Raw genomic sequence first — 25,575 nt, 5'->3', positions numbered from 1 at the left:
GCGAGGGAATCAGCCGGCCCAGGAGCAGTCAGGCAACCGCCGAGCGGAGCGAGGTGGGTGCATGAGCGAGCGGAGCGAGGGAATCAGCCGGCCCAGGAATAGTCAGGCAACCGCCGAGCGGAGCGAGGTGGGTGCATGACCACGGCGGTGCAGCAGCTACGGTGCTGGGCCGAGCTGGCGGACGACCGCCCGCCCTACCAGTCCCCGCAGTGGTACACGGCGGCCGGCTGGCTGCCCCGTACCCGGCTGCTCACCGCCGGGCCGGCGGCCGTACCCGTCTGGACGCTGCACCGCGACCGGGGCCCGCACTACTTCCACGACCCCGTGGAACTGGTCACCGGCCGTCGTGAGGAACCCTTCCTGCGCGACGACCGCGAGTTGGCCGCCGCCGTACGCCGGGCCACCGCCGACGCCTCGGTACTGCTCACCATGAGCCCGTACGGCTACCGTGGCGGCGCCCTCGGCGGGCGGCACGCCAGCCCGGCCGACCTGGCCGAACTCGTGGCCCGGATGCTCGACCACGCGAGGGCGGCCGGTGCCTCGATCGTCGCCTCGCACTACCTGTTCGACGAGGACGACGACGCCTGGCTGACGGCGCTGACCGAGGCCGGCGGACTGCGCCTCGTGACCGGTGCCGACGCCGTACTCGACGTCGCCTGGCCCGACCTGGCCGGCTACTGGCACTGGCTCGGGCAGTCCCGCCGGTCGCTGCGCCGGGGCCGCAACATCCCCGACGGACGGCTCGACTGGGAGGTCACCGAGGCGGCCGGGCTGCCGGAGCCGCAGCGGGGCATCCCCGAACTCCTGCGCGGGTACGCCACCCGGTTCGACCCGGTGGCCCCCGCACCCGCCGCCCTGTTCCAGGAACTCGCCGACGGATACACCCTGCCGCGGACCGTGCTCTCGGTCCGTGAACCCGGCCGGCCCGCCCGCAGCGCCGCGGTCGTGCTCCGCCGGGCCGACACCCTCTACGCGAAGTTCTTCGGCAGCGGCGACCCACGCGCCGACTACCTGCCGCTGGCCTACCCACGACTGATCTCGTACGCGATCGACCGGGGCTTCCGGCGCATCGAGTACGGCGGCGGATCGCACCAGGCCAAGCTGATGCGCGGAGCCCGGCTCCGGCCGTGCTGGGGCGTCCTGTTCGTCCTCGACCAGCGGCTGCGGGCCGACATCGAGGCGCTGGCCGTCCGGGTGTCGACCCGCAAACAGGCGTACTTCGCCGATCTCGTCCAGAGCTGGCAGGTTGCAACCCTGCCGGTAAATCCCGCGTTCGCGGGCAGTGGTCTTCACGGATCGTCACCAGGAGGCAGCCAATGAGTTGCAGCAGCGAGGACGCGCGCTTCGCGGTCCAGCAGGTGCCCAACGAGCGTTGGCGCCAGGCCACCGCGGCCAACCTGGCCGCCGACCATCTCAACGGCTACGACCTGTGGACGATGGCGTTCCTGGAGGGCCGTTCGGACTGGGAGGAGACGCGGGACTTCCTGCTCTCCGCCTCCCGCGACGAACTCACCGAACTGGTGGAGAAGACCCGCGGCGAAAGCCTCGCGTTCCTGGTCATGATGATGACCGGCGCCTGCAACGCCGACTGTCCCATCTGTTTCACCGACCGTCGCCGCAAGCGCGGCGAGACCACCGTCGAGCAGCGCGACCGGTTGCTGCGGGAGGCCGCCGGGCTGGGTGCCGGCTACGTCTACGTGCCGGGTGAGGGCGAGCCGACCATCGACCGCGGCTGGTGGCAGTTCCTGGAGACCTGCAAGGACACCGGCCTGGAGGCGATCGTCTTCACCAACGGGCTGATCTTCTCCGACTCGGCGACCAGCGAGAAGTACTGGGGCTGCCAGCCGGAGGAGGCCATCGAACGCCTCGCCGACTACCCGGTCTCGTTCTACGTCAAGATGTGGAGCACCGAACCCGAGCTGGTCGGCCGGATGATGGGGATCAACGCCGACAAATACCGGTTCACCGACTACGACGGCGTACGGGTGCCGCTGGGCATGGCCCGGCTGCTCGACCGCTACCCGCGCCAGCGGCTCGGCATCGAGGTCGTCGTCGAGGGCCGCAACGCCGACGAGGTCGTCGACACCATCGTCCCGTTCGCCGAGCGGCACGACCTCTCCCGCATCGTGGAGATCATCCAGCACAACGGGCGGACGCTCGGCAACCCCACGTACGACCCGACGCCGGCCCAGGTCGCCCGGGCCACGCCCCTGCTGAGCCCGACCAGCTGCACGGTCGCCACCTGCAAGGCGGTGGTCACCTCGCGCGGCTACCTCTCGCCCCGGATCGCGATCCTGGAGACGCAGTTGCCGACCGGCGCCCGGCACATCGACGACGGTTCGCTGTGGGACCTGCTGCACGGCACCGACTACCTCGTACAGCGCCGCTACGAGCAGAGCTGCCTGTGCGAGAGCGAGCCGGTGTCGCTGGCCGAGGCCGGCACCCCGACCCTGATCGGCCCGCAGAGCGTGGTGCCGCCGCAGCTCGCGGACCTGATCGACCCGATGCGGCCGACCGCGACCGCGACGGCCAACGAATTCACCAGCACCAGCACCGTCGCCGACCTTCTCGGCGGCCGGGTCGAGCACGGCACGGTCGTCCGCGTCGTCGGCCGGGCGCTGCCCGTCGGCCCCGGCCTGGTCCAGCTCGCCGATGGGCCGGACACGGTCTCGGCCAGCGGCGTCGAGGTCGCGGCGTACTCCTGGGTGGGGGTCGAGGGGACCTGGGACGGCCTGCTCGGCGCCCTGCGGGCCACCGACACCACGGTGATCAAGGAGTCGATGCGGCAGCCGATCAGCCGGGTGGTGTCGGAGTTCGCCATGGTCCGGCAGCCGGAGCTGCTGCGTTCCGTGATCGACCGCTCGGCCCTGACCGCGCTGCTGCGCAACCGGCTCACCGAACGCGGCTACCTGGAGGTGAGCACGCCGATGCTCACCGTCAACGGCGACATGGGACACGTCAGCCAGGCCCAGACCGAGCCGGTCCTCGGCCGCCGCTTCCACCTGCGCACCGACCCGGAGGAATACCTCAAGCGATACCTGACCGCCGGACTGCCGGCCGTCTTCGAGGTCTCCACGAACGTTCGCGCCGACAAGCCCGGCGACTGGCACCTGGTCGAGTTCCAGTCGGTCGAGTACTACCGGCGGCTGATGACGCTCGACGAGTCCATCGAGGTCGCCGACGAACTGGTCCGTGAGGGTCTGCGCGCGTTCGGTCCGCCGATCACCTCGTGGTCCGGGGTGATCCTGCACCCGGACCGGCCGTTCAACCGGATGCGGTACGCCGAAGCGTTCCAGAGCGTCCTCGGCGTGGACCTGTCGGCCGAGGAGTGCGCCACCGCCAACGGTCTCGCCGCGGCCCTCCGTACGGCCGGCTGCGAGATCGAGGTGCCGGAGCAGCTCGTCGGGTGGCGCCGGGCCTGGCTGGAGGCGGCCTTCGACGGACACGTCCTGCCGAAGATCCGGCAACCGTTGTGGATCACCCACTTCCCGGCCGAACTCGCGGTGCAGGCCCGGCTCGACCAGGCCGACCCGCGCTACGCGCTGCGGGCCGAGCTGTATCTGCCCGGCGGCCTGGAACTGGCCAACGTCTACGAGAACCTGGTCGACGGCGCCGAACTGCGGGCGCAGTACAACACCAGGCGCAGCCACCGGGTGGCCGCCGGAATGTCGCACGTGGCCACCAACGAGGCGCTGATGACCAGCGCCGAGGCCAGCATGCCGCCGATGTCCGGCGGCGCGATCGGTATCGACCGGGTGCTGATGGTGGCCCTCGGCCACGCCAGCGCCGGCGGCGGTCTGCTCTTCGGCCGGGAGGGGTTCGCCGAACTCAAGTCCGAGCACTCGGTCTGCGGCAGCGACGGCGGCTGCGGAAGCTGCGGCGGGGGATGTCGTTGACAGTCACCGTCCAACTGCTCGACACCCCCGACGCGGGTGAGGTGTTCCGTGCCGGCGCCGCACATCCCGTACTCGGTGAACTGATCGATCTGGGCACCTCGGCGGTGCTGGTGGTCGAACCCACGACCACGGTCGCGGCGGCGGTCACCGACTGCTGCGCCGCGCTCGGGCCGGACGTTTCGCTGACCCGGTCAGCCGGGCCGCTGCCGGCCGGCCTGCGCGACGACCTGGCGACCCGCAGCGGCAAGGAGGCGGTCTTCGTCGTACTGCCGCTGTCCGAGGCCGAGGCGCTGGTGGTGGCGGCCGGCCCCGACCTGCCGTCGATGGGGCCGCTGCCGTCGTGCGACCTGGAACGGTTCCGGGCGAGCCTGCGCACCGCGCTCGGCGACCCGCAGGAGGAGAGCCTTTTCACCGAACCCCACTTCGACACCGACCAGGACGAGGAGCGCCGGCTCAATGAGCGTCTTCGCCAACTCTATGGAGACTGACCGGGGCCGCCCGGCCCGGTCGGTGGGGCGGTGAACGTGCAGACCACCGAACTGGTCGGGCTGCGGATGGCGACCGTCGGTGTCCGGGAGGCGCTGGACACCGACTGGTCGGGCCACCAGTCCGACATCGACCTGATCCGGGTCGACCGGCCGGACCCCGGCGCCTGGGCCGACCTGGCCGCGGCCGGTTTCGTGGTGAAGCCGGACCGGGTCACCTGGCTCGCCGACACCGGCGCCGACGAACGCGACTTCCTGTCCCGGATCTCCCGCAAGGAGCGCGAGGGGGTGTCCAAGGCCCGCCGCGCGGTGGCCGCCGCCGAGCTGACCTGGCGGCAGGCACCGCTCGACGAGGCCGGTTGGCACGCGTTCCTCGGGCTCTACACCGACGCGGTGTCGCGGCTGCGCAACGGTCTTCCGGTGGCCGGCGCGCACTGGGCGGCCATCAGCGCCAAGCTCGACCGGTTCTTCCTGATCGGTGCCTACCGGGGCGACGACCTGCGGGGCGCGGCGATCGGCGAGTTCTGCCCCGAGGCCGCCGTCACCCGGGTCCGGTTCTCCGCCGTCGCCGGCGAGCAGCGCAACGCCAGCCTGTCCCGGGTGATCTACCTGGAGGCGGTGCGGGCCGCCCGCGAGGCCGGTTACCCCCGGGTCACCCTCGGCAACGACCCCAACCTGTACGGGCACCTGGTGATGCCCGGCCTCTTCGCGTTCAAGGCCCGTCTCGGCTTCGTCCCGGTGCCGTCCACCCTCGTCGACCCCGCCGACGGATGGGACGTGGCCGACCTGCTGCTGTCGATGAAGCCGCTCACCGACCCGGCGTTCATGCTCGGCTACCCGGCCACCGGAAAGGGACCCGACCTGGATTTCCACTTCTTCAGCCGGACCGACGACATCGACACCCGACTGTTCACCACCTGCCGGCCGGCGCCGACCCACGCGCACCGGATCGCCTAGAAAGAAACGAGGAGCATTCCATGGTCGGTATCGACTGGTCGAGCCTGGCACGGTCGCTCGACGGAGAGTTGCTGCTCGACAGCGATCCCGCGTACGAGTGGACGCGCAAACCGTTCATCGCCCGCTTCGACGAGATCCTGCCGCAGGCGGTGGTCATGTGCGCCACGCCCCAGGACGTGATCGAGGCGCTCGCGTTCGCCCGGCGCAACGACATCGACTTCGCGGTACGCAGCGGCGGCCACTGCTTCGCCGGCTACTCGTCCAGCCGGGGCATGGTCGTCAACGTCACCCCGATGGCACAGGTCAAAGTGGACGGATCACGGGTCGAGGTCGGCTCCGGCATCCGGATCGGCGCGATGACCAACGCGCTGATCGACCACGGACTCGTCGTACCCGGTGGTTCCTGCCCGTCCGTCGGCGTCGGCGGCACCACCCTCGGCGGTGGCATCGGAGTCCTCGGCCGGCTCTACGGGCTGACCCTCGACCACATGGTCGGCGCGGAGGTGGTCCTCGCCGACGGCACCGTCGTCACCGCGGACGCCGAGCGCCACCCGGACCTCTTCTGGGCGCTGCGCGGCGCCGGCGCCGGCAACTTCGGCGTGGTCACCGCGTTGACGTTCGACGCCCGGCCGGCACCCCGGATGACCAACTTCTACATCGAGTGGGACTTCCAGGACGCGGCCGAGGTGTTGAAGGCCTGGCAGCGGTGGGCACCGTCGGCGCCGGAGGAGATGACCGCCGGCCTCGGCTTCACCGCCATGGACGACCTCGACGAGCCGGCCGTCGCCGAACTCTTCGGGGCGATGGTCGGCACCGAGTCCGACGCGATGAAGCTGATCGGCGAACTCGTCGAGCGCTGCGGCCGGGAACCCGCCCGGGTCAACTGCCGCGAGATGGACTACCGGGAGACGGCGCTCTACCAGGCCGGCCTGCTCAGCGCGGTCAACAACCAGGTCGTGGAGACCCCGCAGGGGCAGATCGAACGGCAGGGCTGCCGGTTCACCAAGGGCGAGTTCTTCGACGGCCCGATCGCCGACGAGGCGATCGACCGGCTGGCCGAGGTCTTCGTCGCCGGCCGCACCGCCGGCGAGGTACGCGGGCTGGAACTGGCGCCGTGGGGCGGCGGATACGCCCGTACCGACCGGCACGCGACCGCGTTCGTCCACCGGGACACCTCGTTCAGCCTCAAGCACGCCGTCATGGTCACGCCGGAGGCGTCACAGGGGGCGAAGGAGGCGGCCTACCGGTGGGTGACCGAGTCCTGGTCGGCGGTGCACCCGTGGGGCAGCGGCCGGGTCTACCCGAACTTCCCCGACCCCGACCTGACCAACTGGGGCGACGCCTACTACGGCGAGAACTTCGCCCGGCTCAAGCGGATCAAGTCGCAGTACGACCCGCAGAACCTCTTCCGGTTCGAACAGTCGATCCCGCTGGGCTGAGGACGGCGGAACCGGCCATGGCGACGACCCCGACGACGCGGTCCCGGCTAACCGGCCGGGCGGTGCGCGAACAGATACGCCCGCTCGGTCGGCGCCTCGATGCCCGGATACGGCTGGCGCCGCATCCGGGCCCGCACCTCGAAGCCGGCTTCGGCCAGGCAGTCCGCCACGTCGTCGGGGTCGAACAGGTGGCCGTCGAACGACACCGGCCGGTCGAACCAGGTGTCGACGTGCAACTGGCCGGCGCCCACGTGGAAGGCGAGCAGCAGGATTCCACCCGGCCGCAGCACCCGGTAGAACTCGGCCAGCGCCCGGGGCAGCACCGGCCGGGGCAGGTGGATGACGGAGTAGAGCGACAGCACGCCGGCCAGGCTGCGGTCGGCGACCGCGAGCCCGAGGATCGAGCCGGCGCGGAAGTCGAGCCCCGGATGGCGTTCCCGGGCCAGGCGCACCATCTCGGGCGACAGGTCCACCCCGAACACGGGCAGGTCACGGTCGGCGAGATGGCGGGTCACCTGACCGGGGCCACAACCGAGATCGGCGACCGGGCCGTCGACGCCGGTGGCGCGTACCTGGTCGGCGAAGCCGTCGATCAGGGCCCGGTCCAGGGGCTTCTGCGCGAGTTCGTCGGCGAACTGGTCGGCGTACGGCTCGGCCACCGTGTCGTAGGCGACCCGGATCCGGTCGAGGAGCGCATCGTCGGGATCGATGTCAGGCGGGGTCACATCCGCTGACGGTACCGAAGAACCACGAACCACGCGGAAGGGATCACATGCACGAGCACACGGTCGAGAGGGACGGGCGCCAGCTCCACGTGGTCGAGGACGGCCTGCCGGAGGGCTGGCCGGTCGTCGTCCACCACGGCACCCCAGGTGCGCCGCTGCTCTGGCCCACCTGGTCCGACGACGCCCGGCGGCGGGGCATCCGCCTCCTCGGGGTCGCCCGCCCCGGCTACGCCCGGTCCACCCGGCTGCCCGGGCGCTCGGTGGCCGACATCGCCGCCGACGTCGCCGCGGTCGCCGACGCGCTCGGCATCGACCGGTTCGCCACCTGGGGTGTCTCCGGCGGCGGGCCGCACGCCCTGGCCTGCGCCGCCCTGCTCCCCGGCCGGGTCACCGCCGTCGCCTCGCTCGGCGGGCTGGCCCCCTGGGACGCGCCCGGATTCGACGTACTCGACGGCATGCGCGAGGACAACGTGGCCGAACTGGTCGCCGCCCGCCAGGGAGCGGAGGCGCTCAACCCGCTGCTCCAACCGACCGCGACCGCGATGGCGACCGCCGACCGGCAGGACCTCATCGACCAGCTCGACGGGTTTCTCGACGAGGCCGACGCACAGGTCGCCCGGACCGGGTTCGGCGGCCCTCTCGTCGACGGCATCCGGGCCGGGCTGCGGCCCGGCCTCGACGGGTGGTCCGACGACGACCTCGCCCTCGTCCGGCCCTGGGGATTCGACCTGGCCGCGATCACCTGCCCGGTCGGCGTCTGGCACGGCAAACAGGACGCCATGGTTCCGGCGGCCCACGCCGACTGGCTGGCCGCGACGCTGCGGGCCGAACGGATCGACCTACCGCCGACCGACGGCCACCTCGCCGTGCTCGCCCACCGCGTCACCGACGTCCACGCCTGGCTGCTCCAGCACCAGTAAGCCCACCGGAGGGATAGACCATGACCGACGACCCGAACCGGGCCACGCTCGTCGAGGGCTGGGCGGAGGACATCGACACCTTCAACCCGGTGCTCGTGCAGGACACCTTCAGCTCCCTGGTGTCCGGGCTGTGCTTCGAAGGGCTGCTGACCTCCGACGCCGACGGCAACCTGCTGCCCGCCCTCGCGGTCGAGGTGCCCACCGTCGAGGCCGACGGTCGCACCTACCGCTTCGCGCTGCGCGACGGCCTGCGCTGGTCGGACGGGACGCCGCTGACCGCCGACGACGTGGTCTTCACCTACCGGCTGATGATCGACCCGGCGTACGGGGAGCTGCCCTCACCGCACCGCGGCGAGCTGACCCGGCACCTGGCCGACGTCTCCGCCGCCGATCCCCGTACCGTGGTCTTCCGCACCCACCGGGAGTACGCGCCGTTCCTGACCGGCCACGCCCAGCACGGCATCCTGCCCCGGCACGTCCTGCCGGAGCCCACCGCCGACGCGGTGGCGAACCTCGACGGCTACAACACCGCCCCCACGGTCGTCAGCGGCGTCTTCGCGGTCACCGAACGCACCCCGGACGAGATCCGCTTCACCCGCAACCCCAACTACCACCGGGGACCGAGCCAGCTCGACGGGTTCGTCTACCGGATCTTCCCGACCGGCCTGGCGGTCGCCGACGCGCTACGCGCCGGCACCGTCGACGTCGGCCTGGTCGACCCGTCCCGGCTCGGCGAACTCGCCGGGGTGCCGCACCTCGACACGACCGTCATCGACCTGCCGACCGGCAACTTCTACGCCTGCCAGCTGGATCCGGCCACCCCGGCCGGCCGCATCCTCGGCGACGTCCGGGTCCGCCAGGCGCTGCTGCTGTCGGTCGACCGGGAGACGATGGTCAAGGAGGTCTACCTCGGGCAGGCGAGCGTCGCCGACTCGGTCCTGCCGCCCACCTCCTGGGCCTACGATCCGGGCGTCGAGCCGCGCTACCCCTACCAGCCGGAGCGGGCGGCGGCGCTGCTGGACGAGGCCGGCTGGCGGCCGGGGCCGGGCGGCGTACGCGAACGCGACGGCGAGCCGCTGCGGTTCGAGGTCGTCGCCGGCACCAACACGAAGGCGTGGGTCGACACCGCCCACGTCCTCGCCGAGAGCTGGCGTCGCCTCGGCGTCGACGTCGAACTGACCCTGCTCGACTTCGGCGAGCTGATGGGCAAGGTCGTGCAGCGCCGCGACTTCGGCGTCTTCCTGCTCGCCTACACCTGGGGTCAGGACCCCGACCAGTCGGAGCTGTTCTCGTCGGCGGCCATCGAGGCCGGGTTCAACTGCTCCGCCTTCACCGACCCCGAGGTCGACTCGGTGCTCGACGCCGGCCTCGGCACCGTCGACCGGGCCGAGCGGCGCCGGATCTACCACCGCTACCAGGCCCGGATGGCCGAACTCGTCCCGGCGCCGATGCTCGTCTTCCTGAAGGGCATCTACGGGATCAACCGCCGTGTGCACGGCTACCGGGTCGGCACCCACAACCAGTTCGCCGCCCGGCCGTGGATGCACCAGGTACGGGTGGTGGACCGGTGACCCGGCTGCGGCGCGGCCTGCTGCTGGTCGCGTACGGCCTGCTGGTGCCGGTCGGGGTCGTCGTACGCCTGCTCGGCGACCCGCTCGGCGTGCGCCGGCCACCGACGGGCACCAACTGGCGGCCGGCCCGGCCCGGGCCCGCCACCCTGGACGGCGCCCGCCGGCTCAACTGACCGCCGTCCCTGCGATCCGGCCCCGGAGCACAGCATGATCATCCTCGGCATCTCCGCCTTCTTCCACGACTCGGCGGCCGCGCTGCTCGTCGACGGACAGCTCGTGGCCGCGGCCGAGGAGGAGCGGTTCAGCCGGCGCAAGCACGACAACCGCTTCCCGGTCAACGCGATCCGGTTCTGCCTGGAGTCGGCCGGCCTCGGCGCGGGCGACCTCGACCACGTCGTCTTCTACGAGAAGCCGCGGCTCAAGGCCGAGCGGGCGGTGGCCACCATCCTCAGCGAGGTGCCGCACAGCTTCGGCCCGTTCGAGCGGTTCTTCACCCACGGCGGCGCCCGGCAGGCGGTCGGCGACCAGATCCGCGAGACGGTCGGCATACCCGCGTCCCGGGTGCTCTTCGTCGAACACCACCTGTCGCACGCCGCCTCGTCCTTCTTCGCCTGCCCGTTCGACGCCGCGGCCACCCTCACCATCGACGGCGTCGGCGAGTGGGCCACCACCAGCATCGGCGAGGGGCAGGCGGCCTGGGACGGCACCGGCGAGAACCGGCTCCGGCTGAAGGAGACGATGCACTTCCCGCACTCGCTCGGGATGCTCTACTCCGCCTTCACCGAGTTCCTCGGCTTCCAGGTCAACGAGGGCGAATACAAGGTGATGGGGCTGGCCGCCTACGGCCGGCCGCGCTACCGGGCCGAAATCGACCGGATCGCCCGCCAGTACGACGACGGCAGCCTCTGGCTCGACATGCGCTACTTCCGCTACCACCGCTCGGTCCGCAACGGCTTCCACCCCCGGCTCGCCGAGCTGCTCGGCATGCCGCCCTGCCCGCCCGGGGTCGAACTCGACCCGGCGGCCGAGGGCGCCGTCGGGGAGCGGGCCCGCCGCTACGCCGACGTCGCGGCCAGCGTGCAGCAGTTCACCGAGGACGCGGTGGTGGCGATGGCCCGGCGGGCGGTCGAGGTCACCGGCCACCGCCGGCTCTGCATGGCCGGCGGGGTCGCCCTCAACGGGGTGGCCAACTACCAGGTCCTGCGCCGGGCCGGGGTCGAGGAGTTGTACATCCCGCCCGCCCCCGGCGACTCCGGCGGCGCGCTCGGCGCGGCCCTGTACGCCCACCACGTCCTGCTCGGGCAGCCGCGCCGGTTCGTGATGCGGCACGCGTACTGGGGTGCCCAGGCCACCCCGGACGCGGTGACCCGGGCGCTCGACCGGGCCGGGCTGGCGTACACCACGCAGCCGGACCCGGCCGCGCTGGCCGCGACGGTCGCCGACATGCTCGCCGACGGCCTCGTCATCGGTTGGTTCCAGGGCCGCTTCGAGTGGGGGCCGCGGGCGCTGGGCAACCGCAGCATCCTGGCCGACCCGCGCGGCCCCGGCATCAAGGACCTGATCAACAAGAAGGTGAAGTTCCGCGAGCCGTTCCGCCCCTTCGCCCCGGCCATGCTGCACGACCGGGCGGCCGAATACGTCACCGGCGACGGCACCGACCAGTGGCCGACCCGGTTCATGCTCATGGTCATGCCGCTCGAGGAGCGGTTCGCGGCCAGTGCCCCGGCCGTCGACCACTTCGGCACCGGCCGGATCCAGACCGTCGCACCCGAGACGAACCCGCTCTTCCACTCGGTCATCAGCGAACTGGGGCAGCGGACCGGCCTCGGCTGCGTGCTCAACACCTCGTTCAACCTGCGCGGCGAACCGATCGTCGCCACGCCCGAGGAGGCCATCTCCACCTTCGGGCGCAGTGAACTCGACGCATTGGTGATGGAGGACCGTGTCATTTCGCGATCTTGAGCGGGCGCACCGGAACAAGCGGTACGAACTCGTCCCGCAGTTCGAGCAGTACGACGCCAACGAACTGTTCCTCCGCCCGTACGTGACGTTCGTCAGCCGGCCCGGAATCGACAACCCGGTCTTCCGCACCGACCGGCTCGGCTACCGCCTGTCCGACTCCGGTCAGGGGCGGGTCGACTCCGACCGGTGGCGCGACCTCGACGGCGGGATCGTCCTCGGTGGGTCGTTCGTGTTCGGCGTCGGCGCCAGCGGCGACGGCACCACGCTGCCGTCGCGGCTGGCCCACCGCAGCGGCGTGCCCTACCTCAACCTCGGCATCTACGCCGGCAACTCGTTGCAGGAACTCGTCGCGGCCGTCCCCTTCCTGGCCGCCGCGCGGAGCGTCCTGATCTGCTCCGGGATCAACAACGTCTTCGCGTCGCTGCAGTCCCTGGGCCACAACGAGGTCTACGGGCCGCTGTTCTTCGAGGGGGCGCTCGCCACCCTGGGGCGTACCCCGATCGTCGACCTCGCCGCGGCCGTGGCCGAACCCGGTCGGGGCATCCCCGACCAGCGGGCCGCCGACACCGCCGGCCAGGTGCTGCCCAGCACCGACACCGGCGACCATCTCGCCGCCCGCATGACTGCCGCGCTCGACCGGCAACTACGCGACCTGCGGATCATCGCCGGTGCCGCCCGCCCCGACGCGCGGGTGCTGTTCTGCCTCCAGCCGTTCGCCGACCCGGTGCTGCGTACCCCGACCCCGCCGGAACGGGAACTGTTCGACCTGGCCCGGGAACGGCAGGGCCCCTGGCTCACCGCCCGCGACTACGTGGCCGCCAACTGGGACGCGTACGCCGACCGGATGGCGGCCGGCTGCGCCGAACTCGGGGTCGAGTTCCTCGACCTGGCGGCCCGCCGGTTCACCGGCTGGTCGTTCTACGACCGTGTCCACATGACCGACCACGGCTACCAGCAGGCCGCCGACATCATCTGGGAGAGGTTGTGCTCGACAAGCTGATCCGTGCCGTCACCGGGGTGGTGCTGAGCCTGTCCCGGCGTAACCGCAAGCGGACCGACGACCGCCGCGAACCGCCCGACGAGAGCCGGGAGAACGTCTATCCACTGTGGTGAGCGACGCGATCCCGCCAGGCGGCCAGCAGCGCCGCCTCCCGTTCTGCCGTCAGCCACGGCTTGCGCTGGCCGGCCTCGGCGTCGAGCCGGTCGGGGGCGAGCGTGCCCAACCAGCGCCAGGTGTCCGCGACGGTCTCCTCGACCGGGCGGCAGTCGAGCAGCCCGGTCGCGAACGCCCGCGACGAGTCGACCTCGTAGCTGGCGGCCAGCCGGTCGCCCGCCGGTAGCCAGATCGGCAGCTCGCTCCACGCCCGTACCCCGTGGTCGAGGAGGAAGACCTCGTCGACCCAGGTCAGCTCGGCGTCGCCGCCGGTGGTCGTACGGCAGGCGTCGAGCAGCCCGCGCATGGTCGTGTGACCCACCCCGGACAGCACGTTGTACGGCCCGGACAACCCCCGCTCGCCGGCCGACAGCAGCCACGCCGCCAGGTCGCGGGAGTCGACGTACTGCAACCCGCGGTCGGCCGGCCCCGGCGCCAGCACCTGCCCGCCCCGGGCCATCCGCAGCAGCCACCACGGCAGCCGGCCGACATACTCGTACGGCCCCAGGATCAGGCCGGTGCGGGCCAGCAGGCCACGTTCGCCGAAGGCGTCCACGACGGCCCGCTCACCCCCGGCCTTCGCCATCGCGTACGCGTCGAAGTCGTCCCCGTCGACCGGCTGCGGGTACGGCACCAGCGGCGCGTCCTCGGCGAAGCCGGGGGAGGCCGGCCAGCGGTACACCGACAGGCTCGATACGTAGAGGTAGCGCCCGACCGACCCGGCCAGCAGTTCGGCGCTGGCGCGGACCGCGGCCGGATCGTCGCGCCAGGTGTCGACGACCAGGTCCCACCGTTCGCCGGCCAGCCGCCGCAGGTCGGCCGGGTCGGTCCGGTCGCCGGTCAGCGCCCGTACGCCGGCCGGTGGCCGGCCGCTGACGCCACGGCTCAGCACGGTCACGTCCCACGCCCGGGCCAGCGCCTCCTCCACCACCGCCCGGCCGACGAAGGCCGTACCGCCGAGCACGAGCAGCCGCATCGTCTTCTCCCGTCCGGTGCTAAGGCCGCCAGGCCCGGCACCACAACTCGACCGCGAGCAGGTTGTAGAGCGGCCAGTTCGGGCCGCGGACGAAGCCGCGCCCGGTGGCCACCAGGTCGGCGAGCGCCGACTCCGGGTCGACGAGCCCCCGCTCGGCGCACCGGCCGTCCATGATCAGTTCTCGCGCCACCGCCGCGTTGTGCCGCAGCGCCAACTGGTACATGCCGGCGTACGAGCCCTTCACGGCCGCGTCGGTCGCCGACTCCGGCAGCAGGCCGCGCACCGCCCGGCGCAGCGGCAGCCGGTCCCCGGTGTGGTCGACCAGCGCCGGCACCGGCGTACGCAGCGCGAACTCCACGACCGGCTGCGACAGCAGCGGATAGACGCTGGGCCGGTGCGGGTTGCGGTGCTCCCGGTCGACGGCGTCGCCCCAGTAGGCGGTGCCGAGGATCTGCCCGGCCCGGACGGCGGACAGCCCCGCCGCGCCCGCCGGCAGTTCGAGCGGCGTGCCCGGATCGGGCGGGGACAGCCAGGCCGGACGCGGGAAGTCGAAGTCGTCGCCGGTCAGCGCCGGCTCCCGGCGCCGTGCCCGGCGCAGCTCCCGGCCGGCCGCGGCGAGCAACTGCGGGAACGGGGTCAGGCCGTGCCGGCTCTCCCGCCAGGCCTCGACGAGCCCGAGCGGCCCCCGCCGTCGCAGATGGTCGGCGAGGTGGTCGCCACCGCCCTTGAGCACGAAGACCTGATCGCCGCCGCCACCACCGAGCGCCTCGGCCGCCGGGCCGGCCTGCTCGGCGAGCAGTTCGTTGAGCCGGGCCTCGGTGAACTGCAACTGCGGCGCGTCGGCCCGGGGCAGCGGACCCTTCGGCGGCGTGAGCGGCAGCAGGTCGGCGCCGTCGACCACCAGCAGTTCGCTGCCCAGCCGCTCGGTGACCGCTGCGGCGAGCGGGCGCTCGTCCAGCGACGCGCCGGCCGGGAAGTAGACGTACCTGGGCTGGAAGGTCTGGTCGCCGCGCAGGTCGGCGTGGACCGCCCAGGCGACCGCCGACGAGTCGAGCCCGCCGGAGAGGTCGAGGGCCACCACCGGCGCCGACCCGACCCAGGCCCGGGTGCAGGCCCGTAGCGTGTCCCGCAACGCGTCCGGATCCGGGTCGGCGCCGCCGCCCGCAGCCACCGCGGCGGCACTCCACAGCGGTTCCCGGCTGGTTTCCCGCCCGGTACGGCGCAGCAGCGTGCCCGGCGGCAGTTGCGACACCCCCTGCCACGCGGTCCGGGTGGTCGGCCCGGGGCCCTGCACCACGAACGTGCCGAGCCGGTCCCAGTCGAAGTCCGGGCGCTCGCCGAGGAGGTCGACCAGCAGCGCCATCCGGGTCGCGAACACCAGCCCGCCCGCGTACGGCACGTGGAAGCAGGGCAGGTGGCCGATCGGGTCGCGGGCCAGCAGCAGGGTGCCGTCGGGCCGGACGGCGGCGCCGGCGTAGCGGCCCCAGCGGCGCCGGGGCAGCTCCCCGTCGTCGGCCAGCCACTCCAGCGGGATCGGCTCGGCGCACCGCCGCGACAGGTCGCCGTCGCGCTCGAAGAGCCGGCCGACGAGCAGGCCACGTTGCGCCGTACCGGCGACGACGGGCACCGGCGCGTCGTCGCCGGGCAGCGGGTCACGCGCCGGAACGCCGGCCACGGGGGCGGACGGTGGTAGGCCGGCGATCAGCCAGCCGTCCCCCTCGACCGGCACCGATCCCGCCGTGCCGACCAGTTCGCGCAGGCGGCGGGCGGGGCGCTGGTCGGGGTGCAGGTCGACGTATCCGGCGAGCTGCGTCACGCGGCCTCCCCCTCCGGTCCGACCACCAGGATCGGGGCCAGCGCCTCGGCCAGTTCCGGATCGTCGTCGAGCACCGTGCCCCGCAGTTCGACGAACGCCCGCGAGTGGAGGGGATGCTTCTGCACGCCGACGACGAGACGGACCGGCAGCCCGACCCGCCAGGCGTGCCGGGCCAGCGCGGCGGGCGCGGCCATCGGGTGCTGGGGCCGGGACCAGAGCCGTCGTACGGCCAGGTGGGCGCGGACCAACCGGGCGGCCACCGGCAGGTCGTCGGGCCGCGCCGGACGCTCCGCCGGCCGGTCGGCGAGCAGGGCCGAAAGACCGTCCCGGCGCAGCTCGCGCTCGCATGTCAGCAGGTGCGACCGGGCGGCGAGCAGCAGCGGAAGGCCCGGCCGGGCGGCCGGTGCCGTCCGTGCCACGCCGGCCAGCGGCCGGGGGCGTTGGTGGTCACCCCGCCGGGCCGGGCGGGGCGGGCGGGCGACCACGGCCCGGCGGCCGGTCCGCCGGTGAGCAGGCCGCGCCGGGCGAGTGCGGCGAGGACTTCGCCGTCGCGGGGGCCGGGCGCGGCCGGTGTGCCGAGCGTGGCCGAGACGACGGCGGACGCGTACGCGCCGAGGGCGACGAAGCGGTCGGTGCGCAGGTCGAGCGCGATCAGGTCCCCGTCGTAGTCGGCCCAGTGCACGCCGGGCGCGGACGACGCCGGTAGGGACCCGTCGTGGGGGTCGGGGGCGGAAGGTGTTCGGGCGGGTGCCGGGCCGACGGGGCACTCGACGAGGTGGAGCGGGCCGTCGAGTTCGAGATCGTCCTGCCGGAGTGGGCCGCTACCCACCGCGCCTCCCCGTCCGACGGTCGACAGCGATGCCGGATCGACCCGCAACGGCCGACTATCTGGCCTGGTCAGCTATTTGGCCTGGTCAGCCAGCCGATTGCGCCACCGGGTCGATCAGATGATCAATTCCGTCAATGTCTACATTGAAACATCCACCCGGGGGCGCGGCAAGGTCGCCAGGACCGGCTTTCACCGGTTGGCGGGCTCCAGCGGCCGGGTGTCCGACGTGCCGTCGTCCTCCGGCCGGGGCGCGGTGGCGGCGCCGTCCCGCGCGGCGACGGTGGCCGCCGCCAGCCGCGCCCGACGGGCCCGCAACACGATCCGTACGGACAGCACCAGCGCGGTCAGCCAGCCGGCCGCCAGCAGGACGTAGACGACCGGGCGGGCCGCCCCGGGCAGGTCGGCCGCGCCGACCAGGGTGCGCGAGTTGGTCAGCACGATGAGGCCGCCGACGGCCGCGCCGAGCAGTTGGGCCGGCACGATCCGCACCAGGTAGGCGGCGACCGGGGCGGCGATGAGCCCGCCGATCAGCAGCGCCAGGACCATCGGCAGCAGGAACCCGCCGGCGCCCAGGCCGATGAGGAAGCCGACGCTGGCGGCGACCGTGACCAGGAACTCGGCGGTGTCGACCGAGCCGATCACCTTGCGAGGTTCCATCCGGCCGGAGACCAGCAGGGCCGGGGTCGCGACCGGGCCCCAGCCACCGCCGCCGGTCGCGTCGACGAAGCCGGCGAACAGGCCGAGCGGGCCGAGGAACCGGCCGCGCAGCGGTCCGGCCGGGCGGCGGGCCGCCAGCGGTCGGGAGAAGCGGATCAGCAGGTAGGCGCCGAGCACGAAGAGGATGCCGGCCATCCACGGCTCGGCCGTCTTGGTGGAGATCGCGCTGAGGATCGTGGCCCCGGCGAAGGCGCCGACCGCGCCGGGGATCGCGATCCGGGACACCACCCGCCAGTCGACGTTGCCGAACCGCCAGTGGGCGACCCCGGAGGCGAGGTTGGTGCCGATCTCGGCGAGGTGCACCGACGCCGAGGCTGCGGCCGGGGTGACCCCGGCGACCAGCAGCAGGGACGTCGAGGTCAGGCCGTAGCCCATGCCGAGTGCGCCGTCGACGAGTTGCGCGACCAGCCCCACGAGGGCGAGGACCACCAGCTTGCGCACGATCGCCTCCGACTTTTCGGCAACTCCTATCGATTTGGTCGACAATGCGGTACGGGACGCGCCCACGTCAAGGGCTGATCGGCTGATGGGACGCCGGGGCCGGCCTGACGTGACGGTGTGTGGTGATCGTTAGTTGTTCCGCCGTTGTAGGTACGGCGTGTCGTGCTGGTGGGCAGCAGATGATCACGAGTGCCGTGGCGGTTGCCGAGGAAGGACCCAGGAGCGCTGCCCGGCCACGGTCAGGACAGTTCGAGGTACGCGATGCCGGGCATCGGCAGGTCGATCTCCACCGACACCGTCCCGTCCGCGTCGGCGGTCACCGTACGGGCCGGTTCGGCCTCGTCGAGGCGGTCCTCCGCGGCCAGGGCGAGCCACTGCTCGCCGGTCGGCCAGTCGGCACCACCGCCGAGCGCCGCCCAGCGGGCCTCGATGTTGGCGTGCCGCCCGTCGACCCGCCACACCCGTACGGTGTGCCGACCCGGCGCGACCCCGGTGAACCGTACGGTCACCAGCCGGTCGAGCCCGACCGCGCCGCGCAGCCTGGACTGGTCGAGGGTGCCGTTCCACACCAGCACCCCGGACTCGCCGGCCCACGCCTCGACCAGGCTGCCCGCCCCGTCGCCGGTCAGCGTCACCGGCCGCTCGACCTCCCCCAACCGCTCGGCCAGCTTGAGCGCCCAGAACTTCGGCTTGGCGAGGTTACCGACGGTGAGCAGGCCGAACCCGCCGTGCAACAGCCGCTCCGGCCGGCCCAGCTCCTCGAAGTGGTCGGAGGCGACCCAGGGCGCGAGCGCCGCCACCCGGCCGGCCGCCGAGCGCATGCCGCGCAGCAGGAACGTCGCCGCGAACACCGTGTCGTTGACCGGGTGGTGGTGGGTCGGGGTGACACCCCACTCGGTCCACAGCAGCGGCCGCCCGCCGGCCAGCGGCCGCAGGTCCAGCGGCGGGGTGCCGTACACGTGGGTGGAGAGGAAGTCGACCGGTGCGTCCACGGCGAGTTGCCCGTCGATCCAGCCGACCGCCGCCGAACCCGGACCGCCGACCGCGATCCCCGGGTCGACGTCCTTGACCGCACCGGCGGTCACCTCGTACAGCCGCCAGTACTCCTCGGGCGTCCCGGACCAGAACACCGACAGGTTCGCCTCGTTCCAGACCTCGAACGCCCAGTGGTCGCGGACCTCGTCCCGGCCGTACCGGTCGACCAGGTGGCTGACCAGGGACCGGACCAGGTCGGCCCAGCGGTCGAGATCCCCCGGCGGCGAGATGATCCCGGCGTACGTGAACACCGTCGGGGACGGGTCCCGGGCCAGTTCGCGGGGCATGAACCCGAGTTCGACCACCGGCCGGTAGCCGAGCGCCAGGACGGCGTCGTAGACCCGGTCGACGCCGCTGAAGTCGTACGCCCCGTCGCGGACGACTGCCAGGTCGTCGCAGAGGATGCCGTGCGCGCGTACGGTCGCCACGCCCAGCTCGTCGTGGACCCGGCGCAGCGCGTTCGACAGGTCGGTGCCGATCACCCGACCGCCGGTCAGGTCCTCGCTGAGCAGGTGACTGAGGTGCTCCGAGCCGACCATCGCCCGCCACACCCGGTCCAGCGGCGCCGAGCCGGTGCCGACCTCGACGATCACCCGGGCGTCGGCCGGCCCCGGCCCGACCCGGTCGGGGGCCGACAGTGGCCCGCTGGCGGCGACGGTGGCCAGCGCGGCGACGGCGTACCAGCCGCCCCGCCCGTCGGTGGTGTCGGCGAACGGGCCGTGCGGCACCGCGAGGACGTCGCCGCCGCCGAAGTCGACCACCTCGAAGGGGCCGTCGGCCGAGCCGGCGCGGTAGACGACGTAGCCGATGGCGTCCGGCACCGGGTCCCACGACACGGTGACCTGGTCGCGCCCGGCGACCGCCCGGACCCCGGTGGGTGCCCGCAGGTCGGCCTCGACCGTCTCGCCCGGTTCCCGGTCCTGGGCGCCACCGGCCCCCATCAGGGCCGACCAACTGGCCTGGGCGGAAGCCACGCTCACGACGCGGCCTTTCCGGTGAGCTGCGGCAACCGCTGCCCGGCCGGGACGTTGAACGTCTCCGCCGCCAGCAGCGGCCGGATGCGGCGTTCGAACTGCGGCGTCACGAAGGCCCGCTTGACCACGTCGCGGGCCAGGTGGTTGCCGAGCGCACCCATGATCATCGCCTGGTCCAGGGACAGGTGCCGCTTCGCGACCTGCCCGGTGCCGACGTTGACCGCGTCGTAGAAGCCGCCCGGGCCGTACGCGTCGAAGTCGCGCCGGAGCTTGGCCAGGTTGTCCACCACCGGCCGCTGCGCGTACGGCAGCGCCAGGAACGCCGCGTGCGGGGTCACCACGCCGTCGCCGTACTCCGGGTCGGGGCCGGCCGGGCGGCAGCCCTCGAACCCGGCGTCGTACTTCGTCGCCTGCGCGTCCGACGGGTAGCCGTCGGTGTCCATGCCCATCGCGTCGACCCCGTAGACGGCGTACCCGCCGGCCGGGTTCGACGCGGGTGAGAAGCCCCAGTAGCCGTATCCGGCGTCGTGCAGGCCGTGCTCGATCTGCGCGGCGACGGTCGCCGGATGGTTCCGGCCCCACGACCGCGGACCCCACTGCGCCTCGGGCACGAACAGGTCCGGCATCAGCGCCTCGAACATGTCCCCGCCCCAGCTCGGCACGAACGTGATGCCCCGGTAGCGGTACGACCCCTCGTAGACCTCACGGCCGAGGTGGGTGGTGGTGAAGCCCCGCGGCCGCATCTCCTGCCAGGCGTAGTCGCAGTTGTCGGGCAGGGTCCGCATCGTGTCGAAGTACGCCGTCGGTGGGATCTGCCCACTGCCGATGCCGAGGTAGGTGGCGATCCGCGGCTCGGTCACCGTGATGTCGTAGTGGTTGCAGGTGAACCAGACCCCGTTCTGCGGCACCGAGCAGCCGGGCGGCGCGGCGTCCCAGAACCCGCCCCGGATCAGCCCCCGGGGGCCGATCGGGGTGGCCGCCTCAGGGTTGAAATAGAAGCCGAAGTCCATCTTCGACAGCACCCGGTCGGCCTTGCCCCGCAGCTCCGGCAGGGCGCCGCCGACCACCCGCAGTGCCGCCGCCAGCCAGCCGTTGTCCACACTCGACATGAATGGGTAGACCGGGTTGCCGTCGTCCGGCCAGACGGTGACCACCGAGCCGTCGCGCGGGTCGTACCAGTTGTAGAACATCCCGGACTCGTCGTGATGCTCCAGGGTGGCCAGCGTGTCCAGGGTCTTCGACACCCGGTCGCGGGCCTCGTTCCGGCTGATGATGCCCAGCTCGCGGGCGACCACCGCCGACCACATGTAGCCGCCGATGTTGGTCGGCGAGGTGTACGTCGACGGCGTACGCAGGTCGCCGCTGATGTTGTCGGCGACCAGCCCGGTGCCGGGGTCGGTCATGGCGACCATCGACCGCCAGGTGTCCTTCGCGTACGTACGCAGCGTCCGGTCGCCGGAGTCGGCGGCCCCGGCGGTTCCGCCGGCGGTCAGGACCAGGGTCACGGCCAGCAGGGGTACGAGCAGGCGTCTCACGGGCAGCTCCTGTCTATCCGGGTGGTGCTCACTTGAGTCCGGTGGTGGCGATCCCGCGCATGAAGTGCCGTTGCAGGACCAGGAAGACGACGAGGACCGGCAGCACGACCACGACCGCGCCGGCCAGCAGCAGGCCGAAGTCGGTGCGGTTCTGCCCGATGCTGTAGAGCGCGAGCGCGACCGGCAGCGTGTACTTGTCCTCGGTGGTGGCCACGACCAGCGGCCACAGGAAGTTGTTCCAGCTCGACAGGAACGTCAGGATGCCGAGCGTGGCCAGCGCCGGCCGGCACAGCGGCAGCACGACCTGCCAGAAGATCCGCCACTCGCCGGCGCCGTCGACCCGGGCCGCCTCGATGAGGTCGTCCGGAATGGACAGCAGGAACTGCCGCATCAGGAAGACCCCGAACGGCCCGGCCAGGTACGGCAGGATCAGACCGGCGTACGAGTTGGCCAGCCCCAGGTTGCTGACCAGCACGAACTGCGGCACGAACAGCACCATGCCGGGCACCATCAGCATGCCGAGCACGATCAGCAGCAGCGCCTTGCGGCCCGGGAAGTTCAGCTTCGCCAGCGCGTACCCGAGCAGCGAGCAGAACACCAGGTTGCCGGCGGTGACCAGCACCGCCACCAGGGTCGAGTTGAAGAAGTAGGTGGGGAAGTCGAGCCGGGTGAACAGGTCCTGGAAGTTCGCCAGCGTCCACGTCTCCGGCAGCCAGGTCGGCGGCACCGCCCGGATCTCCGCCTCCGGCTTCACCGCCGCCAGCGCCATCCAGACGAACGGCCCGACCACGAAGAGCAGACCCACCACGAGTACGGCGTACAGCGAGATCCGGGCCGTCCGGTCCCGGCCGCGCAGCTGAGCGCTCGTCATCGTCAGTCCCTCTCGCCGAGCAGCCGGAACTGCAGCACCGACAGCGCCACGATCGCGACGAACAGCACGTAGCTGGCCGCCGCCGCGTAGCCGTAGTTGCCGAACCCGAACTGGTTGTAGATGTGGTAGGAGACCGACAGGGTCGACGACAGCGGCCCGCCCTGCGTCATCACGAACGGCTCCTCGAACACTTGGAGGAACCCGATGCCGGTGACGACCGCGCCGAACAGCAGCGTCGGGCGCAGCAGCGGCACGGTGACGTTGCGGAACTGCTGCCACCGGCCGGCGCCGTCCAGCGTCGCCGCCTCGTACAGGTGCTGCGGGATGCCCTGCAAGCCGGCGAGGAAGATCACCATCAGGAACCCGAAGTTGCGCCAGGCCGCCATCACGATCAGCGACGGCAGGGCCGTGCTGGTGTCGCCGAGCCAGGCCGGCCCGTCGACCCCGACCAGCCGCAGCAGGTTGTTCACCAGGCCGGCCTCCGGGTCGAGCAGGAACCGCCAGACCACGGCGATGGCGACGATGCTGGTCACCACGGGCAGGTAGAAGCCGACCCGGAAGAGCGCCCGGAACCGGATCAGTCCCGAGTTCAGCGCGCTGGCCGCGCCGAGTGCCAGCACCATCGTCAGTGGCACCCCGACCACCACGAAGACCAGCGTGTTCACCGCGGACCGGACGAACAGTTCGTCACCGAAGAGCCGGGCGTAGTTGTCCAGGCCGACGAAGTTGACCGCGAGCGGGTTCCGCAGATCGGTGGAGCGCAGGTCGGTCACGCTCATCGCCAGCGACGCGACGACCGGCAACGCCATGAAGACGAGGAACAGCGCGGTGAACGGGGTGGCGAACGCCCAGCCGGTGACCGCCCGCCGCCACCTCGGCGGGCGTTTCGCCGGGCGGTCGCCCACCTTCCGCGGCGCCGCCGCGGACTTGACGTCGACGGCGGTCATCTCAGTTTCCGGTGCCGATCGAGGCCGCGCGGTCCTGGACCGTACGGGCCACCGTCGCCGGGTCCTCGCCGGACTTGGCCAGCTTCTCCACCTCGATGTCGAACGCCGCCGCGACCTGCTCCCAGGTCGGGAACGTCGGCGGCGCCTTGGCGTCGGCGAGCTGGTCGCCGAACACCTTCAGGTTGGCGTCGCCGGAGAGGCTGTCGTCCTGCCACGCGGCCTGCACCGCCGGCAGCGCGGCGGAGTCGGCGTACCACTGCACCTGGATCTCGGGGCGGCTCAGCCACTCGATGAACTTCCACGCGCCGTCGCGGTTCTTCGCGTCCTTGAACACCGCCAGGTTGCTGCCGCCGATGAACGACGTGGCGCTCTTCTTCGCCGGCATCGGCACCACCGCGAACTTGTCGGCGAAGTCCGGCCCGCCCTGCTCGTTGAGCAGCCCGACGTGCCACGGCCCGGAGACGAACGCGCCGATCTCACCGCGTACGAACGCCGGTTCGAGCGCCCCTTCGGCCAGCTCGGTCGGGGCGAGCCGCTCGGTGAAGTACGACTGGAAGTAGGCAAGGGCCTCGGTCATCTCCGGCGAGTCGAACGTGTAGCCGATGTCGTCGGCGATGTTCGCGCCGTTCGACCAGGCGAACGGGAGCACGGTCTGCCAGCTCCCGGTCTTGCCGGGCTGCAGGTTGATGCCCCACTGCGCCCCGCCGGCCTGGATGGCCTTGGCCATCGCCTTCAGCTCGTCCCAGTTCGCCGGCCCGGTCGGGAAGCCGGCGGCCGCGGCGAGGTCCTTGCGGTAGTAGAGGACCCGGGTCTCGACGTACCACGGCACCCCGTAGGCGGTGTCGTTCACCACCGTGGTGTCCCAGGCGCCGGGGAAGAACGCGTCCGGCGCGATCAGGTCGGTCGGGGTCGGGTCGAGCGCGCCGGTCCCGGCGAACTCGCCCTGCCAGGTGGTGCCGATCATCGACAGGTCCGGGGTCTGCTTCGCCGCGATCGCGCTGGCGATCTTCTGGTGTGCCGCGTCCCACGGGACCGGGGTGACGTTCACCCGGGCATCCGGGTTCTCCGCTATGAACCGCTGCGCGAAGGCACCGAGCTTCTCGCCCTCCGTACCCATCGCCCACACGGTGATCTCGCCGGTCGCCGGGCCGTCCGCGACCGACCGGGCCTCGTCGTCGCCGCCGGCCGAATCACGACCGCAACCGGCGGTCAGGGCGACGGCCAGCGCCACCGCGACGGCCGTCACGGCGCTGTACTTCCTGGTCATTTATGAACCTCCGATGGGTGTGTGCCGCAGCTACGCCGGACGACGAGCCGGGTGGGAAGGACGCGCCGGCGGGCCGCGCTCGTACGGCCGTCGGTCCGCGCGGTGCGTTCGCCGATCCGCCGGTGCAGCCAGCGGGCGGCGACCGCGCCCAGCTCCCGCATCGGCTGCGCGACGGTGGTCAGGTGCGCGAACCGGGCCGCCATCAGGTCGTCCCAGCCGGTCACCGCCACGTCGCCGGGGATGTGGATCCGCCGCTGCTCGGCGGCGAGATGGACGCCGAGCGCGATCTCGTCGTTGGCGCAGATCACCGCGTCGGGCGGGTGGGCCAGCAGGTCGCGGGCCGCCCGTTCGCCGCTGTCGAGGTCGAGGCCGCACGGTACGGGCGGGGGCGGCACCAGGCCGCGCGTCCGCAGTGCGGCGGCGAGCCCGGCGTAGCGCCCCGCCACGTCAGGGGAGCCGGCCGGGTCGCCGAGGAACGCGAACCGGCGGTGGCCGTGCCCGAGCAGGTGCTCGGTGAGCTGGCCGGCGGTCCGCTGGTTGCGGGTCGAGATGGTGTCGACCCCGGCGACCGGGGCGCGGGCGAGCAGCACCAGGGGCAGCCCGGTCGCGGCGATGTCGCGTACGACGTCGTCACCGACGGTCTGCCCCATGATCGCCAGCCCGTCGACCCGGCCGGCGAGTTCCTGTACGGCGGCGGCCGCGTCGGCGCGCCCGTGGGTGGCCAGGATCAGCACGCTGCTGCCGACGGCCGCGGCGGCCTCCTCGTAGCCGAGGACGACCTCGGCGTAGTAGGGGCCGACCAGGTCGGGGAAGACGATGCCGTTGGCCGCGTGGCGGCCCTCGGCCAGCGCGCGGCCGGACCGGTTCGGGGTGAAGCGCAGTTCGGCGGCGGCTGCCTTGACCTTCGCCCGGGTGTCGGCGGTGACCAGGTCGGAGTCCCGCAGCGCGCGGGAGACGGTGGCGATGGACACGCCGGCCCGCTGCGCCACCTCGTAGATGGTCGACGCCTTCCCTTTTGAAAGCGCTTTCATCTTCACGGGCGATTCGTTAACCGCCCCG

At 72.7% G+C, this 25,575-nt stretch carries 23 protein-coding genes; 11 read left to right on the top strand and 12 right to left on the bottom strand.

Features of this window, described 5'->3' with window-relative positions; all coding sequences use genetic code 11:
- The first annotated feature begins 135 nt into the window (after nucleotides 1-135).
- Genes QCD66_RS34950 through QCD66_RS34930 form a run of 5 tightly spaced genes read left to right on the top strand, consistent with a single transcriptional unit; the run spans nucleotide 136 to nucleotide 6,777 of the window.
- Entirely contained in the window at nucleotides 136-1,320 is a 1,185-nt protein-coding gene (locus QCD66_RS34950) for a hypothetical protein (RefSeq protein WP_375733192.1), read from the top strand.
- A complete protein-coding gene (locus QCD66_RS34945) occupies nucleotides 1,317-3,896 on the top strand; it encodes an amino acid--tRNA ligase-related protein (RefSeq protein ID WP_375733193.1) in 2,580 nt (859 codons plus the stop codon). Before QCD66_RS34950 ends, QCD66_RS34945 begins: the two co-directional genes overlap by 4 nt.
- Nucleotides 3,887-4,384 carry a hypothetical protein gene (locus QCD66_RS34940; RefSeq protein ID WP_375733194.1) on the top strand — a complete coding sequence of 166 codons (498 nt, stop codon included), beginning with the start codon at nucleotides 3,887-3,889 and terminating at the stop codon, nucleotides 4,382-4,384. The genes QCD66_RS34945 and QCD66_RS34940 overlap by 10 nt, the downstream gene beginning before the upstream one ends.
- Nucleotides 4,385-4,414: 30 nt before the next feature.
- Nucleotides 4,415-5,338 (top strand): hypothetical protein, encoded by a 924-nt coding sequence (locus tag QCD66_RS34935; RefSeq protein ID WP_375733195.1) that lies wholly within the window; start codon nucleotides 4,415-4,417, stop codon nucleotides 5,336-5,338.
- A 20-nt stretch (nucleotides 5,339-5,358) separates the two neighbouring features.
- Nucleotides 5,359-6,777: an FAD-binding oxidoreductase gene (locus tag QCD66_RS34930; RefSeq protein ID WP_357538773.1), complete on the top strand. Its 1,419-nt coding sequence runs from the start codon at nucleotides 5,359-5,361 to the stop codon at nucleotides 6,775-6,777.
- 47 nt (nucleotides 6,778-6,824) lie between these two features.
- On the opposite strand, the gene QCD66_RS34925 is transcribed toward QCD66_RS34930, so the two are convergent.
- Complete coding sequence (locus QCD66_RS34925; RefSeq protein WP_364216381.1) at nucleotides 6,825-7,502, bottom strand: class I SAM-dependent methyltransferase; 678 nt, start codon at nucleotides 7,500-7,502, stop codon at nucleotides 6,825-6,827.
- A 47-nt stretch (nucleotides 7,503-7,549) separates the two neighbouring features.
- On the opposite strand from QCD66_RS34925, the gene QCD66_RS34920 reads away from it, so the two are divergent.
- From QCD66_RS34920 to QCD66_RS34895, 6 genes are read left to right on the top strand one after another with little or no spacing between them, the layout of a single operon-like run.
- Nucleotides 7,550-8,422 (top strand): alpha/beta fold hydrolase, encoded by an 873-nt coding sequence (locus QCD66_RS34920; protein ID WP_375733196.1) that lies wholly within the window; start codon nucleotides 7,550-7,552, stop codon nucleotides 8,420-8,422.
- Between the two features lie 20 nt (nucleotides 8,423-8,442).
- Nucleotides 8,443-9,993 (top strand): peptide ABC transporter substrate-binding protein, encoded by a 1,551-nt coding sequence (locus QCD66_RS34915; protein WP_364216387.1) that lies wholly within the window; start codon nucleotides 8,443-8,445, stop codon nucleotides 9,991-9,993.
- Complete coding sequence (locus tag QCD66_RS34910; protein WP_364216390.1) at nucleotides 9,990-10,166, top strand: hypothetical protein; 177 nt, start codon at nucleotides 9,990-9,992, stop codon at nucleotides 10,164-10,166. Before QCD66_RS34915 ends, QCD66_RS34910 begins: the two co-directional genes overlap by 4 nt.
- Before the next feature lie 34 nt (nucleotides 10,167-10,200).
- Complete coding sequence (locus QCD66_RS34905; protein ID WP_375733197.1) at nucleotides 10,201-11,955, top strand: carbamoyltransferase; 1,755 nt, start codon at nucleotides 10,201-10,203, stop codon at nucleotides 11,953-11,955.
- The gene (locus QCD66_RS34900) at nucleotides 11,936-12,955 is read left to right on the top strand and encodes an SGNH/GDSL hydrolase family protein (protein ID WP_375733198.1); all 1,020 of its coding nucleotides are present in this window, start codon (nucleotides 11,936-11,938) and stop codon (nucleotides 12,953-12,955) included. Before QCD66_RS34905 ends, QCD66_RS34900 begins: the two co-directional genes overlap by 20 nt.
- Complete coding sequence (locus QCD66_RS34895) at nucleotides 12,940-13,068, top strand: hypothetical protein (RefSeq protein ID WP_357538766.1); 129 nt, start codon at nucleotides 12,940-12,942, stop codon at nucleotides 13,066-13,068. The genes QCD66_RS34900 and QCD66_RS34895 overlap by 16 nt, the downstream gene beginning before the upstream one ends.
- Here QCD66_RS34895 and QCD66_RS34890 read toward each other — a convergent pair.
- From QCD66_RS34890 to QCD66_RS34840, 11 genes are all read right to left on the bottom strand, one after another.
- Nucleotides 13,053-14,084, bottom strand: a complete 1,032-nt coding sequence (locus QCD66_RS34890; protein WP_375733199.1) for an NAD-dependent epimerase/dehydratase family protein — start codon at nucleotides 14,082-14,084, stop codon at nucleotides 13,053-13,055. The genes QCD66_RS34895 and QCD66_RS34890 overlap by 16 nt on opposite strands.
- Before the next feature lie 19 nt (nucleotides 14,085-14,103).
- Nucleotides 14,104-15,900, bottom strand: a complete 1,797-nt coding sequence (locus QCD66_RS34885) for an asparagine synthase-related protein (protein ID WP_375733200.1) — start codon at nucleotides 15,898-15,900, stop codon at nucleotides 14,104-14,106.
- The gene (locus tag QCD66_RS34880) at nucleotides 15,897-16,319 is read right to left on the bottom strand and encodes a lasso peptide biosynthesis protein (protein WP_407566940.1); all 423 of its coding nucleotides are present in this window, start codon (nucleotides 16,317-16,319) and stop codon (nucleotides 15,897-15,899) included. The genes QCD66_RS34885 and QCD66_RS34880 overlap by 4 nt, the downstream gene beginning before the upstream one ends.
- Entirely contained in the window at nucleotides 16,250-16,729 is a 480-nt protein-coding gene (locus QCD66_RS34875) for a hypothetical protein (RefSeq protein WP_407566939.1), read from the bottom strand. Before QCD66_RS34875 ends, QCD66_RS34880 begins: the two co-directional genes overlap by 70 nt.
- A 189-nt stretch (nucleotides 16,730-16,918) precedes the next feature.
- A complete protein-coding gene (locus QCD66_RS34870; RefSeq protein WP_364216408.1) occupies nucleotides 16,919-17,887 on the bottom strand; it encodes a sulfite exporter TauE/SafE family protein in 969 nt (322 codons plus the stop codon).
- 239 nt (nucleotides 17,888-18,126) lie between these two features.
- Complete coding sequence (locus QCD66_RS34865) at nucleotides 18,127-19,902, bottom strand: GH39 family glycosyl hydrolase (protein WP_375734538.1); 1,776 nt, start codon at nucleotides 19,900-19,902, stop codon at nucleotides 18,127-18,129.
- Entirely contained in the window at nucleotides 19,899-21,431 is a 1,533-nt protein-coding gene (locus tag QCD66_RS34860; protein ID WP_375734539.1) for a glucoamylase family protein, read from the bottom strand. Before QCD66_RS34860 ends, QCD66_RS34865 begins: the two co-directional genes overlap by 4 nt.
- A 28-nt stretch (nucleotides 21,432-21,459) precedes the next feature.
- On the bottom strand, nucleotides 21,460-22,302 hold the full coding sequence (locus QCD66_RS34855) for a carbohydrate ABC transporter permease (RefSeq protein ID WP_364216417.1): 843 nt from the start codon (nucleotides 22,300-22,302) through the stop codon (nucleotides 21,460-21,462).
- Between the two features lie 2 nt (nucleotides 22,303-22,304).
- Complete coding sequence (locus tag QCD66_RS34850) at nucleotides 22,305-23,249, bottom strand: carbohydrate ABC transporter permease (protein WP_375734540.1); 945 nt, start codon at nucleotides 23,247-23,249, stop codon at nucleotides 22,305-22,307.
- A 1-nt stretch (nucleotide 23,250) separates the two neighbouring features.
- Nucleotides 23,251-24,516, bottom strand: a complete 1,266-nt coding sequence (locus QCD66_RS34845) for a sugar ABC transporter substrate-binding protein (protein WP_375734541.1) — start codon at nucleotides 24,514-24,516, stop codon at nucleotides 23,251-23,253.
- A complete protein-coding gene (locus QCD66_RS34840) occupies nucleotides 24,513-25,547 on the bottom strand; it encodes a LacI family DNA-binding transcriptional regulator (protein WP_364216735.1) in 1,035 nt (344 codons plus the stop codon). Before QCD66_RS34840 ends, QCD66_RS34845 begins: the two co-directional genes overlap by 4 nt.
- Nucleotides 25,548-25,575 lie beyond the last annotated feature (28 nt).

The organism is Polymorphospora sp. A560, from assembly GCF_045781765.1.
Lineage (GTDB): Bacteria > Actinomycetota > Actinomycetes > Mycobacteriales > Micromonosporaceae > Polymorphospora > Polymorphospora lycopeni.
The sequence above is the reverse complement of the archived record's forward strand: the minus strand, read 5'-3'. Positions and strand labels throughout refer to the sequence as shown.